Below are 15,717 nucleotides of genomic sequence, written 5' to 3'. Positions count from 1 at the left end.
GGCACGGCAGGTGCCCGAAGCCCCCGCCTTCGTCAGTTCGACACCGACGCCCCTGCCCAGTTCGTCGGCCATTCGCCGGGCGCCCTTGTACGGGGTCGCCGGATCCCCGGTGTTGCCGACCGGCAGGATCGGGGCCGCGCCCGGTGCGCTCACCTCCGGGGTGTCGTACTGCCTGGCCACCGGCCAGTCGTGGCACCAGCCGGCCGTGTCCCAGCCTGGGTGGTCCCCGAAGACCGGAGAGATCTTCTCGAACCGTCGCCCTCCTCGGCCGCCCTGAGCGCGCTGGTCGGCGTCGGCCAGCTGTCCTTCCCACAATGGCCCTCCGCAGGTTCCTCGGCCGCGTGGGCGCGACCAGCCACGACGGGCCGCGGGCGCCTCACGCACACACGGCGCCCGCCTTCGGCACCGTCCCCTCCAGCAGATAGCCGTTCACCGTCGACTGCACGCACCTGTTCTTGCTGTCGTACGCCCCGTGCCCCTGCCCCTTGTACGTCAGCTCGACCCCGACCCCCTTGCCGAGCGCCTCGACCATCTTGTTCGCGCCCTCGTACGGCGTGGCCGGATCCCCCGTGTTGCCCACGACCAGGACCGGCGCCGACCCGGGCGCGCTCACGTCGGGGTGGTCGGCGGCGCCCGGCACCGCCCAGCCGGTGCAGCTGACCATGCCCCAGGCGAGGTAGTCGCCGAACAGCGGGGAGGCGGCACGGAACTCGGGCAGCTTCTGCTGGACGTAGTCGGCGGTGTACCGGGGCTTCTCGTCGGCGCAGTTGATGGCGATGTTCGCCGCCGTGATGTTGCTGTACTCGCCGTTCTGGCTCCGGCCGTTCATCGAGTCGGACAGCAGCATCAGGACCTTCCCGTCGCCGTCGTAGGCCTCCTCCAGGCCCTCGGTGAGGTACTCCCAGAAATCCTTGGAGTAGAGGGACTGGGCGATGCCGTTGGTGGCGGCGGTCTGGGTCAGCATGCGGGGCAGGATGCCGGGGATCGGTTTGCGGTCGAGGTCCGCGAGAAGTCTGGCGATACGGTTCTTCACGTCCTGCGGGGTGTCGCCGATCGGGCACGGCGTCTTCTTCGAGGTGCAGTCCTCGGCGAAGTTGTCGAGCGCGAGCTGGAAGCCCCTGGCCTGCCCGAGCGAGCTCTGTTCCGGGTTCTGGGTGGGATCCACGACGGCGTCCAGAACGGCCCGGCCGACGTTCTTCGGGAACAGGTGGGCGTAGACACCGCCGAGTTCGGTGCCGTACGAGATGCCGAAGTAGTGCAGCTGTCTGTCGCCCAGGACCTGGCGCATGAGGTCCATGTCGCGGGCCGCGTCGGTGGTGCGCACGTGCGGCAGGATCGTCCTGGAGTTCTTCTCGCAGGCGCCGTTGAACTGCTGGGTGCGCTTGATCAGTTGGGTGCGTTCGGCGCTGGTGTCGGGTGTCGCGTCCTGCTGGAAGTAGTCGTCGAGCTGGGCGTCGTTCTCGCACTCGACGGGGTCGCTGCGACCGACTCCGCGCGGGTCGAAGCTGACGAGGTCGTAGCGGGTGCGCAGGGCCGCGTAGTCCTCGCCGAACGCCGGCAGGGTGGTCACTCCGCTGCCGCCCGGGCCGCCGAAGTTGAAGATCAGGGAGCCGATCCGGTGGCTCGGGTCGCCGCTGGCCCTGGCACGGATCAACGCGAGCCCGATGGTGCCGCCCTTCGGCTTCGACCAGTCCAGCGGCGCCTTCATGGTGGCGCACTGCCAGGTGGCGCCGCCCGGCAGCGGAGACGGCGCGCCGCCGCCGCCCTCGGCCTCGTCGGGGGCCGGGCACGCCTTCCAGTCCAGTTTCTGTGCCGTCAGGTCCCCGTCCCCGGATCCGCCGCCACTGCACCCGGTCGGCACGAAGGCCAGCGCCAGGGCGGTGGTCAGGGCGGCGAGACGGATCCGGATGGGCTTCGGCATACCTCCATCCTGGGCTCGCACCCGACCACGCGCGCGGGGCGCGAGCCGTACGAGGTACGACGCGTCGGGTACGAGGCGTACGAGGCGGGGCTCCTAGAGCGCGCCCTTGCGTGTGAGGTGGTTGAAGGCCAGCCAGCCCGGCAGGACCGGCAGCCACAGGGTCAGCAGCCGGTACAGCAGGACGGCGGGGGCCGCGACCTCCTTGGGGAGGCCGACGGCGATCAGGCCGACGGTCAGCGTCGCCTCGACCGCACCGACGCCGCCCGGGGTGGGCGCCGCGGAGCCGAGCGCGTTTCCGGCGAGGAAGACGACGGCGACGCTGGCGATGCTCAGTGAGGTCGACTGGTCGCCGAACGCGCGGATGGAGGCGTCCAGGCACATCACGAAGCACGCGGTCAGCAGCAGCATGCCGCCGATGCCGGTGACGAGCTTCTGCGGCCGCTGGAGCACGTCCAGCATGCGCGGCACGACACCCGCGAAGAGCGACCGCACGCGCGTGACGACGAACTTCCGCAAGAAGGGCACCGACGTCGCCACGAGAACCAGTACCGCGACCGTCAGCAGGCCCGCGATGACCGTGCGGGACGGCGACAGGGAGGGCGTCTTCTCGGTGCCGGTCAGATAGCCGAAGGACAGCAGCATCAGGATGTGGCAGCCGAGCCCGAACAGCTGGGAGGCGCCGACGCTCGCCACCGCGCCCCCGGGGCGCACGCCGGCCCGCTGCAGGAAGCGGGTGTTGAGGGCGACACCACCGACGGCGGCGGGCGCCACGATCTTCACGAAGGAACCGGCGACCTGCGCCGCCACGGCCCGTACGAACGGCACCCGCTCGGGCACGAACCCGAGCAGGGCCATCGCGGCGGCGACGTAGCTGAGCGCGGAGAACGCCACCGCGGCGATCACCCAGCCCCACTGGGCCTGTGCGAACAGGGTGTTGAACTCGATGTGGGTGAGCTGCGTGAGCAGGTAGTACGCGCCGATCGCACCGGCCATGAAGCTGATCAGGGTGCGCGGCCGCACCCGCTCGAGGCGGGCGGGCTCGACCGGTGCCTGCGGCCTGATCCGCAGCACCTGGTGCCGGATCTGGGTGAGCAGGTCCTCCTCGCGGGCCTCCTCCAGCGCGTCGTCCAGAGCCCGCTTCTCGGCCCGCTGCTCGGCGCGCACCGTCTTCTTGTCGGGCTTCCCGGCCTCGTCCGCGCGGGCCTGCTTGGCCTGCCGGGACGCCTCCAGGACCGCGTCGCGCTCCCGCTGGGCGCGCTCCCTGGCCAGCCGGCGCAGCGTCGCGCGCGTGGAGCGGGTGAGCGCGATCGGCTGGAGCATCGGCAGACAGTCGGCCACGGCGTCGGGCCCGAGAACGCCGACCGCCGAGGCCACCGCCCGCTCGGCGCCCACCCGCAGGCCGAGGGTGGTGACCAGCTGGGCGACGTCCATGCGCAGCAACAGCTCACCGGCCGCGATCTCGCCGCCGCGCAGGTCGGTGAGGATCACCTTGCCGGAACGATCCACCAGGATGGCGTCACCCGCGAGCCTGCGGTGCGCGATCCGGCGCGACTGCAGGGCCTGCACCTGATGCCAGGTGCTGCGCAGCAGCTCGTCGGTGATCTCCTCGTCGGCCAGCGAGTCGAGGGTACGGCCGCCGGTGTGCTCGTAGACGAGCATCACGGCGTCCGGACCGAGCTCCGAGGTGGCGATCAGCTTCGGGGCGTTGGCGCCGGCCGCGATCGCCGCGTACGCCAGCAGCGCCTCCTGCTCGAGGGCCTGGCGCAGCGACTGCAGGCTGGAGCGGGTGGCGAAGCCGCGCAGCGTCAGGTTGCGCCACGCGCGGTAGAAGAAGCCCTGGGCCTGCTGTTCCCGGTCGACGACCGTGACGTCCAGCGGCGGGCCGTCCTCCAGGGTGACGAAGTAGCGCCTGCCCCGGTCGCCGTTCTCGGACTCCAGGACCTCCTCGCGGGCCGCGCCGACCGGGTGGAAGCCGACGTGCCGCAGGCCCGCCAGCAGGGTCCGTCCGGTGGGACGGACGTTGGGCGAGCCGACCGCGTACAGCGTGCCGTAGGCGACGGTCCAGCCGATCAGGACGGTGAGGATGATCGAGAACGGTGTGGTGTAGCCGGTGACCAGCATGGAGAACGCGTCGAGCAGCAGTACGATCCACAGGACCGAGCGCCATCTCGGCCGCCGGGACATGCCGACGGCCGTCATGTAGGCGATGACGGGCGCGAGGTAGCCGTGCACCGGGTCGGTCAGCGCGTGGATGTCACCGGGGGAGGGCTGGGTGAGCGCTTCCTGGATCGAGCCCGGGGCGGCCCTGGCGACCCACAGGTCCGTGGCGAGTGTCACTCCGTGGGCGAGGACCGCCGCGAGCACGCCGTCGGCGATGCGCAGCCCGTCCCGCTTGATCAGCCGCTCGATCGCGAACGCGACCGGCACCAGGAGGATCGCGATGCTGGAGGCCAGCCCCGCGAACCGGATCAGCAGGTCCGGCGCCTGGCCGGTGCCCTTGTTGATGTCCTGTTCGAGCCCGGAGGTGGTGCCGTGCGCGAAGGCGGCGATGCCGAGCAGCACGACGACGGCCAGCACCCCGACCATGAGCCGCATCAGGTCGGAAGGACGGTGCACGCGCGCGGGGAGCAGCGGTTCGTCGCCCTCCACCTCGTCGGCGTGTGTCTCGTCGGGCACGTGTTCCGCCTCGTCGGCGTCGGTGTCGGCGACCGTCTCCGGGCGTGCGGGGCCGGGTTCCCCGGCGTCCGGGTGCGCGCCGGCGTCAGGGGTGCCCGCCGCGCCGTCGGAGTGCACGCCCTGCTGCTTGGTCGTCTCTTCTTGATCTCGTATCACCAGTCACCGCCCGCACGATGGTGGCATGCCCCACCGACACACGACGGCATCAGGGTGCAGATGCGGGGGCGCACAGTCTGCCCCAAGCTTCTTCGGAGGGCGAGGCGGAGCCCGGCCATGGACCGCGCCGGTTGTCGGTGGGGTGCGGCAGGATGGAGCGAATGAGCGAGCAGAGCCTTCCCGAGGCCACCCGAGAGGGGTACGCGGACGAGCTGCCCGAGTACGCCGAGCGGGTTCTGGAGGTCGCCGAGCGGATCCCGCCCGGGCACGTGATGACGTACGGGGACGTCGCGGAGTGGCTGGAGGAGGGCGGCCCGCGTCAGGTGGGACGGGTGATGTCCCTCTACGGCAGCGCCGTCCCGTGGTGGCGTGTGGTGCGCTCCGACGGGGTCCTGCTGCCCGGGCACGAGCTCAGCGCACTGGACCACTACCGCGCCGAGGGCACTCCGCTGAAGGCGGCGAGCAGGGCCGCGGAGGGCCATCTGCCGCGGCTCGACATGAGGCGGGCACGGTGGGACGGCGGCGCGGACGCAGAGGCTCACACCTGACAGCTTCCGCCATCCGGGGCCCTCATGGGGAACCCGTGGCCCGTACGAGGGACATCGGGGACGTCCGTGGCATGACGTACGTTCGTGGGGTGCGGGGTGCGTGTGCCGCGGGCGACGCCCGGGGCGGACGGGGCCGCCGGGAAGAATCGGAAGCCCTGCTTCCGTCCGGTGCGCCGGCGTAGCGTCGGCTGCGCGTGTCCCGCTCACCCCGCGCCCACCACCGCGCCCGCGCGACCGCGAGCCAACCAGCACACCCACCAGGACCGGCGAACCACGTGAGCTCCTCTTCCTCCACCACGCGCCTGCCGCACCCCCAGGTGCGTCAGGGGAGCCGTGGCGCTTACCGACTGGTCCGTACCCCGCCGACCGATGTACACCCCCCTCGTCTGGACGCCGCACAGCGCGCCGTGGTTGACCACGACTCCGGCCCGCTGCTCGTCCTCGCCGGCCCCGGCACCGGAAAGACCACCACCCTGGTGGAGTCCGTCGCCGCGCGGATCGCCCGTGGCGCGGATCCCGAGCGGATCCTGGTGCTGACGTTCAGCCGCAAGGCCGCCGTCGAACTGCGCGACCGCATGGCCCTGCGCGTGGGCGCGGCCCGCGCGCCCCGGGCGACCACCTTCCACTCGTACTGCTACGCCCTGGTCCGCGCCCACCAGGACAGCGGCCTGTTCGTGGACCCGCTACGGCTGCTGTCCGGTCCCGAACAGGACGTCACCGTCCGCGAGCTGCTGGCCGGCCAGACCGAGCTGGCACGGCTCGGACTCGACCCCGTGCGCTGGCCCGACGAACTGCGCGCGTGCCTGACCACCCGGGGCTTCGCCGACGAGGTCCGCGCGGTCCTCGCCCGCAGCCGCGAGCTGGGACTGGACCCGGCCGCCCTGGACGCCTTCGCCCGTCGCATCGGCCGCCCCGACTGGCGGGCCGCGGCCGCCTTCCTCGCCGAGTACCTCGACGTCCTCGACCTCCAGGGCGTCCTCGACTACGCCGAACTCGTCCACCGCGCGGTGCTGCTCGCCCACCGCCCGGAGGTGGCCCTGGACCTCGCCGGCCGCTACGACGCCGTGTACGTCGACGAGTACCAGGACACCGACCCGGCCCAGGTGCGCCTGCTGCGGGCCCTGGCCGGCGGCGGACGCACCCTCGTCGCGTTCGGAGACCCGGACCAGTCGATCTACACGTTCCGGGGCGCCGACGTGAACGGCATCCTGGAGTTTCCGCACGCCTTCGCGCGCGTGGACGGCCGTCCCGCGCCGACGGAGGTGCTGCGTACGTCCCGCAGGGCCGGCGCCGGCCTGCTGGCCGCGACCCGCCTGCTGACCCGGCGGATGCCGCTCACCCGGCTGCCCGCCGACAAGGTCCGCGCCCACCGCGAACCGGCCCCCGCGCGGGACGGCGGACACGTCGAGGTCTACACGTACCCGACACCCGGTACCGAACTGGACAACATCGCCGACATCCTCCGGCGCGCGCACCTGGAGGACGGCGTCCGCTGGAGCGACATGGCCGTCCTGGTGCGCGCCGGGTCCACCCTCCCGACGGTCCGCCGCGCCCTCACCGCGGCCGGCGTCCCCCTGGACATCGACGGCGACGACGTTCCGCTACGCCACGAACCCGCGGTGGCGCCCCTGCTGACGGCGCTGCGGGCGGTGGCCGGGGCGGAGGCGGCACACCTCGGTGCGGGCACGGCTTCGAACTCGGTTGCGGACTCCGGCGCGGATGCCGGCGCCGAGGAAGCCCCCTGCTGGCTCGGCACCGAGACCGCGCTCACCCTGCTCACCTCACCCCTCGCCGGCATGGACGCTGCGGACCTGCGCCGCCTCGGCCGGGCCCTGCGGGACGAGGAGCGGGCGTCCGGCAACGCGCTCCCGCCGCCGTCGGACGAACTGCTGGCTCGGGCACTCGCCGAACCCGAGCGCCTGGCCGTCCACGACCCCGGGTACGCGCGCGGCGCGCAGCGGCTCGGCGCGCTGCTCAGGAAGGCCCGGGAGCGTCTCGCGGGCGGCGGTACGGCCGAGGAGGCGCTGTGGGACCTGTGGAACGGCACCCCCTGGCCCTCGCGCCTGGAGCGCACCGCCCGGCGCGGCGGCGCGGCCGGCCGCAACGCCGACCGTGACCTGGACGCCGTGTGCGCCCTGTTCGCCACCGCGGCCCGCGCGGAGGAGCGCAGCGGCGGCCGGGGCGCGCTGAACTTCCTGGCGGAGATCGAGGCCGAGGACATCGCCGCCGACACCCTGGCCGGCCGCGCGGTACGGCCCGACGCCGTACGTCTGATGACCGCGCACCGCGCCAAGGGACTGGAATGGCGGCTGGTCGTCGTGGCCGGCGTCCAGGAGGGGCTCTGGCCCGACCTGCGCCGCCGCGGCTCCCTCCTGGAAGCCGACCGCATCGGCCGCGACGGACTCGCCGAACCCCTCACCCCGGGCGCGCTGCTCGCCGAGGAGCGCCGGCTCTTCTACGTGGCCGCCACGCGCGCGCGGGAGCGTCTCGTCGTCACCGCCGTCAAAGCCCCCGCCGACGACGGCGACCAGCCCTCCCGATTCCTCACCGAGCTGGGCGTCGAACCCCAGGACGTCACCGGACGGCCGCGCCGCCCGCTCTCCGTGGCCGCCCTCGTCGCCGAACTGCGCGCGACCACCGTCGACCCGCGCGCGTCCGACGCCCTGCGCGAGGCGGCCGCCCACCGCCTGGCCAGGCTGGCCGCGCTCGCCGACGAGGACGGCCGCCCTCTGGTGCCGGCCGCGCACCCCGACCGCTGGTGGGGCATGTTCGAGCCGACCGAGAGCAAGGTGCCGCTGCGCGACCGCGACCAGCCCGTGGTCCTCTCCGGCAGCGCCCTCGACCAGCTCGCCAACACCTGCAGCCTGCAGTGGTTCCTGGGCCGTGAGGTGAAGGCCGACGCACCCGCCACCACGGCCCAGGGCTTCGGCAACGTCGTGCACGTCCTCGCCGACGAGGTCGCCTCCGGCCGTACCCCCGCCGACCTGGCCGTCCTCATGGAGCGCCTGGAGTCGGTGTGGAACGCGCTCGCCTTCGACGCGCCCTGGAAGTCGGCCCAGGAGAAGGACAACGCGCGCGTGGCGCTCGAACGCTTCCTGAAGTGGCACGTCCTGGACCGCGCCGGACGTACCCCGGTCGCCAGCGAGCAGGACTTCGACGTCACCCTGGGCGCGGGCGACTACGAGGTGCGCATCCGCGGCCAGATGGACCGCGTGGAGACCGACGGCGAGGGCCGCGCGTACGTCGTCGACTTCAAGACCGGCAAGCAGGCGCCCAGCTCGGCCGAGGTGGCCCGGCACCCCCAGCTCGCCGTCTACCAGCTCGCGGTCCGCGAGGGAGCCGTCGACGAGGCCTTCGACGGCGTACGGCCCGAGCCGGGCGGCGCCGAACTGGTCCACCTCCGGCAGGGCGCCGCCCGGCGCGACGGCGGTGAGACGCTGCCCAAGGTGCAGGCGCAGGACCCGCTGGAGGGGGAGTGGGTCGGCGAACTGCTGGCCACCGCGGCCGGGAAGGTCCTCGACGAGCGGTTCACCCCGACCACCGGCCAGCACTGCACCCACTGCGCCTTCCGGGCCTCGTGCAGCGCCCGGCCGGAAGGGCGGCACGTGGTGGAGTGAGCACTCCGTCCCGTTTGTCAGTGCCCACCGCTAGCCTCTTTCCTTGTGCCCGCACGTATCACCGACCCCGAGCAGCTCAAAGAGCTCCTCGGCATCCCCTTCACCCCGGAGCAGACGGCCTGCATCACCGCGCCGCCCGCCCCGCAGGTGATCGTCGCGGGAGCCGGGTCGGGCAAGACGACGGTGATGGCGGCCCGTGTGGTCTGGCTGGTCGGCACCGGCCAGGTCGCCCCCGAACAGGTCCTCGGCCTGACCTTCACCAACAAGGCGGCCGGTGAGCTCGCCGAACGCGTCCGCAAGGCGCTCGTCCTGGCCGGGGTCACGGATCCCGACGCCATCGACCCGGACGACCCGCCCGGCGAGCCGGTCATCTCGACGTACCACGCCTTCGCGGGCCGCCTGCTGACCGACCACGGTCTGCGCATCGGCCTCGAGCCCACCTCGCGGCTGCTCGCCGACGCCACCCGCTACCAGCTGGCCGCGCGGGTGCTGCGCGAGGCCCCGGGCCCCTACCCGGCCCTCACCCGCTCCTTCGCCGACCTGGTCAGCGACCTGCTCACCCTCGACTCCGAACTCTCCGAACACCTCGTGGGCCCCGAGGCACTGCGCACCTGGGACGCCGGGCTGCTGCACACCCTGACCGGCGTCAAGCTCGGCAACGCCGACCTGCGCAAGGTGCCCGAGGCAGCCGCCGCGCGCCGTGAACTGGCCGGACTCGTCCTGCGGTACCGGGCCGCCAAGCGCGAGCGTGACCTGCTCGACTTCGGCGACCAGATCGCGCTCTCCGCGTCGCTCGCCGAGATCCCCGAGGTGGGCCGGGTGCTGCGCGAGGAGTTCCGGGTCGTGCTCCTCGACGAGTACCAGGACACCTCGGTCGCCCAACGCGTGCTTCTGGCAGGACTGTTCGGCGGCGGCACCGGCCACCCCGTGACCGCGGTCGGCGACCCCTGCCAGGCCATCTACGGCTGGCGCGGCGCCTCCGTCGCCAACCTGGACGACTTCCCCGAGCACTTCGCGCACGCCGACGGCCGGCCCGCCACCCGCCAGGCACTCAGCGAGAACCGCCGCAGCGGCGGCCGTCTCCTGGACCTCGCCAACGGCCTCGCCGAGCCCCTGCGCGCCCTGCACGCGGGCGTGGAGGCCCTGCGCCCGGCCCCCGGCGCCGAACGCGACGGTTCGGTCCGCTGCGCCCTGCTGCGCACCCACGCCGAGGAGATGGACTGGATCGCCGACTCGGTCGCCCATCTCGTCCGCACGGGCACCGCGCCCGGCGAGATCGCGGTGCTGTGCCGTACGGCGACCGACTTCGCCCAGATCCAGGGCGCCCTCGTGGCGCGCGACGTCCCCGTCGAGGTGGTCGGCCTCTCCGGGCTGCTGCACCTGCCCGAAGTGGCCGACCTCGTCGCCGTCTGCGAAGTGCTCCAGGACCCCGGGGCCAACGCCTCCCTGGTCCGGCTGCTGACCGGCCCGCGCTGGCGCGTCGGGCCCCGCGACCTCGCCCTCCTCGGCCGCCGTGCCCGGCTGCTGGTGGCGCACGCGCGCGTGGGCGACGCGGACGACCCGGACCGCCGGCTCGCCGAGGCGGTCGAAGGGGTCGACCCCGCCGAGGTGATATCGCTCGCGGACGCCCTGGACACCTTCCTGGAGCTGCCGATCGACACCGGGCGGACGGGGCATGAGGACGACGGGCTGCCGTTCTCGCCGGACGCGCGCGTGCGCTTCGCCCGGCTCGCCGCCGAACTGCGCGAGCTGCGCCGCGCCCTGTCCGATCCGCTGATGGACGTCCTGCACCGCGTCCTGGCGGTCACCGGCCTCGAGGTCGAGCTGTCGGCGTCCCCGCACGCGCTGGCCGCCCGCCGCCGCGAGACCCTGTCCAACTTCCTGGACGTCGCCGCCTCCTTCGCGGCCGGCGACCAGGAGGCGACGCTGCTCGCCTTCCTGGGCTTCCTGCGCACCGCCGCCCAGTACGAGAAGGGCCTGGACAACGCCCTGCCCGGCGGTGAGAACACCGTCAAGGTGCTCACCGCGCACAAGTCCAAGGGCCTGGAGTGGGACGTCGTCGCCGTCCCCGGACTGGTGCAGGGCACCTTCCCGAGCAGTCAGGGCCGGGAGAAGTGGACCGCCCAGGCCAAGGTGCTCCCGCACGCCCTGCGCGGCGACACCGACACCCTGCCCGACGTCGAGAGCTGGGACTCGCGGGGCATGAAGGCCTTCCACGAGGCCATGAAGGACCACCAGCACACCGAGGAACTCCGCCTCGGCTACGTCACCTTCACCCGCCCCCGCTCCCTGCTCGTCGGCTCCGGCCACTGGTGGGGCCCCAGCCAGAAGAAACAGCGCGGCCCCTCGGACTTCCTCCAGGCCCTCTACGACCACTGCGCCGCCGGGTACGGCGAGATCGAGGCCTGGGCCGACGAACCCGAGGAGGACGAGGAGAACCCGGCACTGCACACGGCGAGTGCCGACCAGGTGTGGCCGTTGCCCCTGGACGAGGGCGCCCTGGCCCGCCGCCGCGCGGCTGCCGAGACCGTGCTCGCCCACCTGGACACGCTCACGACGGCCGGAACCCACGGCGGCCGGCCCGTCGACCACGATCCCACCACCCACGAGGACCCCGACTGGCCCCCGCCCCCCGAGGAGGACGAGCCGGGCCCCTACGACGACGAACCGGACCCCTACGAGGACTTCCCGGACGGTGACCTCCCCGACCCCGAGAGGATCTCCGCCGACTGGGACTCGCTGAGCACCGACCGTCCCACGGTCCCCCACCAGGCCACCTCCGCCGAGCACACACCCCCGCGCGCCCCCGGGTCCGGCCGCACCCCCCGCAGTCACCTCACCCCCGAGGAGGCCCGAGCCGTCGCCTCCTGGGACCGCGACCTCGACGCGCTCGCCGGTGAGCTGCTGCGCGCCCGCCGGAGCGTCACCGACGTGCCGTTGCCGGCCGCGCTCTCCGCCACCCAGCTGATGCGGCTCGCCGAGGACCCGGACGGGCTCGCACAGGAACTCGCCCGCCCCATGCCACGCCCTCCGCAACCGGCCGCACGCCGGGGCACCCGGTTCCACGCCTGGGTCGAGGCGCGTTTCGAAGAGCTCACCCTGCCCATGCTGGAGCCCGACGAGCTGCCCGGCGGCGACGCCGAGATCGCCGACGAACGCGACCTCGAAGCCCTCAAGGAGGCCTTCGAACGCACCGAGTACGCCCACCGCACGCCCTACCGGGTGGAAGCCCCCTTCCAGCTCGCTCTCGCGGGCCGGGTCGTACGGGGCCGGATCGACGCCGTCTACCGGACCGGCAGCGGTGACCAGGTGTCGTACGAGATCGTGGACTGGAAGACGAGCCGTAACCGGCCCGCCGACCCGTTGCAGTTGGCGATCTACCGGGTCGGGTGGGCGGAGCAGCAGGGTGTGCCGCCCGAGTCGGTCACGGTCGCGTTCGTGCACGTGCGCACCGGCGAGGTGGAGCGGCCGGAGGGGCTGCCGGACCGCGCCGCCCTGGAAGAGCTGATCATCGGGCAAGCCGAGTGTGACGAACCGCCCGCCGAGGATGTCCGTCCGGGCCGATAGGCTCGTGACCATGAGCCAGACCCCGGACAGCGCCGTCCGTACGTACATCGAGCAGCACCGCGTTGCCTTCCTCGACGACCTCGCCGAATGGCTGCGCATCCCCTCCGTGTCGGCCCAGCCCGGCCACGGCCCCGATGTGCGCCGCAGTGCCGACTGGCTCGCCGCCAAGCTGACGGAGACCGGCTTCCCGACCGCCGAGGTATGGCAGACACCGGGCGCCCCCGCCGTCTTCGCCGAGTGGCCCGCGGGCGACCCCGAAGCCCCCACCGTCCTCGTCTACGGCCATCACGACGTACAGCCCGCGGCCCGGGAGGACGGCTGGGACAGCGAGCCCTTCGAGCCGGTCGTCCGGGAGAACCGCCTCTACGCGCGCGGGGCGGCCGACGACAAGGGCCAGGTGTTCTTCCACACGCTCGGCGTCCGCGCCCATCTCGCCGCCACCGGGCGCACCGCCCCCGCGGTCAACCTGAAACTGCTGGTCGAGGGCGAGGAGGAGTCCGGTTCCCCGCACTTCCGCGCCCTGGTCGAGGAGCACGCCGAGCGGCTCGCGGCCGACGCCGTGATCGTCTCCGACACCGGCATGTGGTCCGAGGACACCCCCACGGTGTGCACCGGCATGCGCGGCCTCGCCGAGTGCCAGATCGTGCTGCACGGCCCCGACCAGGACATCCACTCCGGTGCCTTCGGCGGTGCCGTGCCCAACCCGGCCACCGTCGCCGCCCGCCTGGTCGCCGCCCTGCACGACGAGCACGCGCGCGTGGCGATCCCCGGCTTCTACGACGGCATCGTGGAGCTGAGCGACCGCGAGCGGCGGCTCTGGGCCGAGCTGCCCTTCGACGAGGAGAGCTGGCTGCGCGAGGCGCATTCGTACGCCACCGAGGGCGAGGCCGGTTACACCACTCTTGAGCGCGTCTGGGCCCGTCCCACCGCCGAGGTGAACGGCATCGGCGGCGGTTACCAGGGTGCCGGGAGCAAGACGATCGTGCCGTCCTCGGCCATGCTGAAGCTGTCGTTCCGGCTGGTCGCGGGGCAGGATCCGGACCACATCGAGAAGATCGTCCGTGCCTGGGCCGAGGAGCGGATCCCCGCCGGTGTCCGGGCCGAGACCACCTTCCTGCCGGCCACCCGCCCCTGTCTGACCCCGCTCGACCACCCCGGTCTCCAGTCACTGGCCCGGGCCATGGGAAGGGCCTTCGAAGGACCGGTCCGGTTCACCCGTTCGGGTGGCTCGGGACCGGCGGCGGACCTCCAGGACGTCCTCGGCGCACCCGTCCTCTTCCTGGGCATCTCCGTCCCCTCCGACGGCTGGCACGCCCCGAACGAGAAGGTCGAGCTGGACCTCCTCCTCAAGGGTGTCGAGACCAGCGCCTACCTCTGGGGCGACCTCGCGGAGAACTGGCGCCGTGCCCCCTGAGCCGCCGGCGCCGTCCGGAGCGGCACCGCGCGCGGGGCACACTGGAGGGGCCGCCCCGCCCGACCCCGCCCGACCCGGTTCCCTCCCGCCCTTCGTACCGCCGAACCACCCGCTGAGACATCCGCTGCACTGGGGGAGTTGGAAGCACCCGTGACCACCTGGACCGACCACACCGCCGACCGACCCATCTCGCTCACCGCCCCGAGCGGCATCGACCGCGCCGCCCACCACCGGCTCGACGAGGCCTGGCTCGCGGCGGCGTGGAGCCACCCCGACACCCGCTGCTTCGTGGTCTCCGGCGGTCAGGTCCTCATCGACGAGACGCCCGACGGCCGCACCGAACTCGTCATGACCCCCTCCTTCGAGGCACCCCTCACCGAGGCACACCGCTACTTCCTGGGCACGGACGAGGACGGCGTCAGCTACTTCGCCCTGCAGAAGGACGCGTTGCCCGGCCGCATCGACCAGTCCGCGCGCCCGGCCGGCCTGCGCGAGGCCGGGCTGCTGCTCTCGCCCCGCGACACGGGCCTGATGGTGCACGCGGTCGGGCTGGAGAACTGGCAGCGCACCCACCGCTTCTGCTCCCGCTGCGGCGAGCGCACGGCCATCGCCGCCGCCGGCCACATCCGCCGCTGCCCCGCCTGCGGCGCCGAGCACTACCCCCGCACCGACCCCGCCGTGATCATGGCCGTCACCGACGAGGACGACCGTCTCCTGCTCGGCCGCCAGGTCCACTGGCCCGAGGGCCGCTTCTCCACGCTCGCCGGTTTCGTCGAGCCCGGCGAGTCCATCGAGCAGGCGGTGCGCCGCGAGGTCTTCGAAGAGGTCGGGGTCACCGTCGGCCCCGTCGAGTACGTCGCCAGCCAGCCCTGGCCGTTCCCGTCCAGCCTCATGCTCGGCTTCATGGCCCGCGCGACCTCCACGGAGATCGACGTGGACGGTGACGAGATCCACGAGGCCCGCTGGTTCTCCCGCGACGAACTGGGTGCCGCATTCGACTCCGGCGAGGTCCTGCCGCCGTACGGCATCTCCATCGCGGCCCGCCTGATCGAGATGTGGTACGGCAAGCCGCTGCCGACGAGGAGCTTCGTCTGAGCCGGCGGACGCGATGACGACCGACACCTACTGGAACCACAACGTCCAGTACCACTCCGTGGTGCTGGACGCGGTACCGGCCGGCTGCCGCACCGCCCTGGACGTCGGCTGCGGCGACGGGCTGCTGGCCGCCGCGCTGGCGACCAGGGCGGAATCGGTGACCGGCGTGGACCGGTCGGCGGAGATGATCCGGCTGGCCGGCAAGCGGGAGGCCCGGAACGTCACCTTCCTGGCGGGCGACTACCGCGACGGCTCCCTCCTCGACGAGCGCGGCTACGACTTCGTCAGCGCGGTCGCCGTCATCCACCACGTCCCCTTCGACGACGCGATCGACCGGCTGGTGCGGCTGCTCGCCCCCGGCGGCCGGCTGGTCGTCGTGGGCCTGGCGCACGACCGCACCCTCCTGGACCGGGCGATCAGCGTCTGCGCGGTCCCCGTGCACCTGCTGGCCGCGCGTCGGCACGGCGGCGAGCGGAGCCCGGCCGGCATGCCCGTCGAGGACCCGATCATGAACTGGCGGGAGGTCCGGCGGGCCACCGCCCACCTGCTGCCGGGCCGCCGGTACCGGCGCCGGCTGCTGTGGCGCTACACCCTGGTCTGGGACAAGCCACCCCGAACACGCGAAGGCGGTCGTGCACCGCGCCGGCGGCATCCCCGCCCTCCTCGGCGAACTGCACCGCGGCGGCCTCCTCAACGAGGACGTGCACTCCGTCCACAGCCCCT

General features: G+C 73.3%; 8 protein-coding genes and 1 pseudogene. 6 read left to right on the top strand and 3 right to left on the bottom strand.

Annotated elements, in window-relative coordinates; all coding sequences use genetic code 11:
- From ABZ646_RS22300 to ABZ646_RS22290, 3 genes and pseudogenes are all read right to left on the bottom strand, one after another.
- Positions 1–252: pseudogene (locus tag ABZ646_RS22300) on the bottom strand (alpha/beta hydrolase); the annotation flags it as partial.
- A gap of 124 nt (positions 253–376) precedes the next feature.
- The gene (locus ABZ646_RS22295; RefSeq protein ID WP_360521509.1) at positions 377–1,921 is read right to left on the bottom strand and encodes an alpha/beta hydrolase; all 1,545 of its coding nucleotides are present in this window, start codon (positions 1,919–1,921) and stop codon (positions 377–379) included.
- 93 nt (positions 1,922–2,014) lie between these two features.
- A complete protein-coding gene (locus ABZ646_RS22290; protein WP_360521506.1) occupies positions 2,015–4,753 on the bottom strand; it encodes a lysylphosphatidylglycerol synthase domain-containing protein in 2,739 nt (912 codons plus the stop codon).
- Positions 4,754–4,914: 161 nt separating this feature from the next.
- Between ABZ646_RS22290 and ABZ646_RS22285 the strand changes: the two genes are divergently transcribed.
- The 6 genes from ABZ646_RS22285 to ABZ646_RS22260 form a co-directional block, all read left to right on the top strand.
- Positions 4,915–5,301: an MGMT family protein gene (locus ABZ646_RS22285; protein ID WP_360521503.1), complete on the top strand. Its 387-nt coding sequence runs from the start codon at positions 4,915–4,917 to the stop codon at positions 5,299–5,301.
- Positions 5,302–5,576: 275 nt separating this feature from the next.
- Positions 5,577–8,918, top strand: a complete 3,342-nt coding sequence (locus tag ABZ646_RS22280) for an ATP-dependent DNA helicase (protein WP_360521500.1) — start codon at positions 5,577–5,579, stop codon at positions 8,916–8,918.
- 45 nt (positions 8,919–8,963) lie between these two features.
- Positions 8,964–12,485 carry a UvrD-helicase domain-containing protein gene (locus ABZ646_RS22275; protein ID WP_360521497.1) on the top strand — a complete coding sequence of 1,174 codons (3,522 nt, stop codon included), beginning with the start codon at positions 8,964–8,966 and terminating at the stop codon, positions 12,483–12,485.
- Positions 12,486–12,495: 10 nt separating this feature from the next.
- The gene (locus tag ABZ646_RS22270; RefSeq protein WP_360521494.1) at positions 12,496–13,899 is read left to right on the top strand and encodes a dipeptidase; all 1,404 of its coding nucleotides are present in this window, start codon (positions 12,496–12,498) and stop codon (positions 13,897–13,899) included.
- A 150-nt stretch (positions 13,900–14,049) separates the two neighbouring features.
- Positions 14,050–14,994, top strand: coding sequence for an NAD(+) diphosphatase (gene nudC, locus ABZ646_RS22265; RefSeq protein ID WP_360521491.1), 945 nt, complete (start codon positions 14,050–14,052; stop codon positions 14,992–14,994).
- 13 nt (positions 14,995–15,007) lie between these two features.
- Positions 15,008–15,717, top strand: a 710-nt coding sequence (locus ABZ646_RS22260) for a class I SAM-dependent methyltransferase (protein ID WP_360521488.1), incomplete at its 3' end; no start/stop codon positions are given.

Source organism: Streptomyces sp. NPDC007162, from assembly GCF_040634175.1.
Lineage (GTDB): Bacteria > Actinomycetota > Actinomycetes > Streptomycetales > Streptomycetaceae > Streptomyces.
Note: the sequence above shows the minus strand (reverse complement) of the source record. Positions and strands in the feature narration are given on the sequence as shown.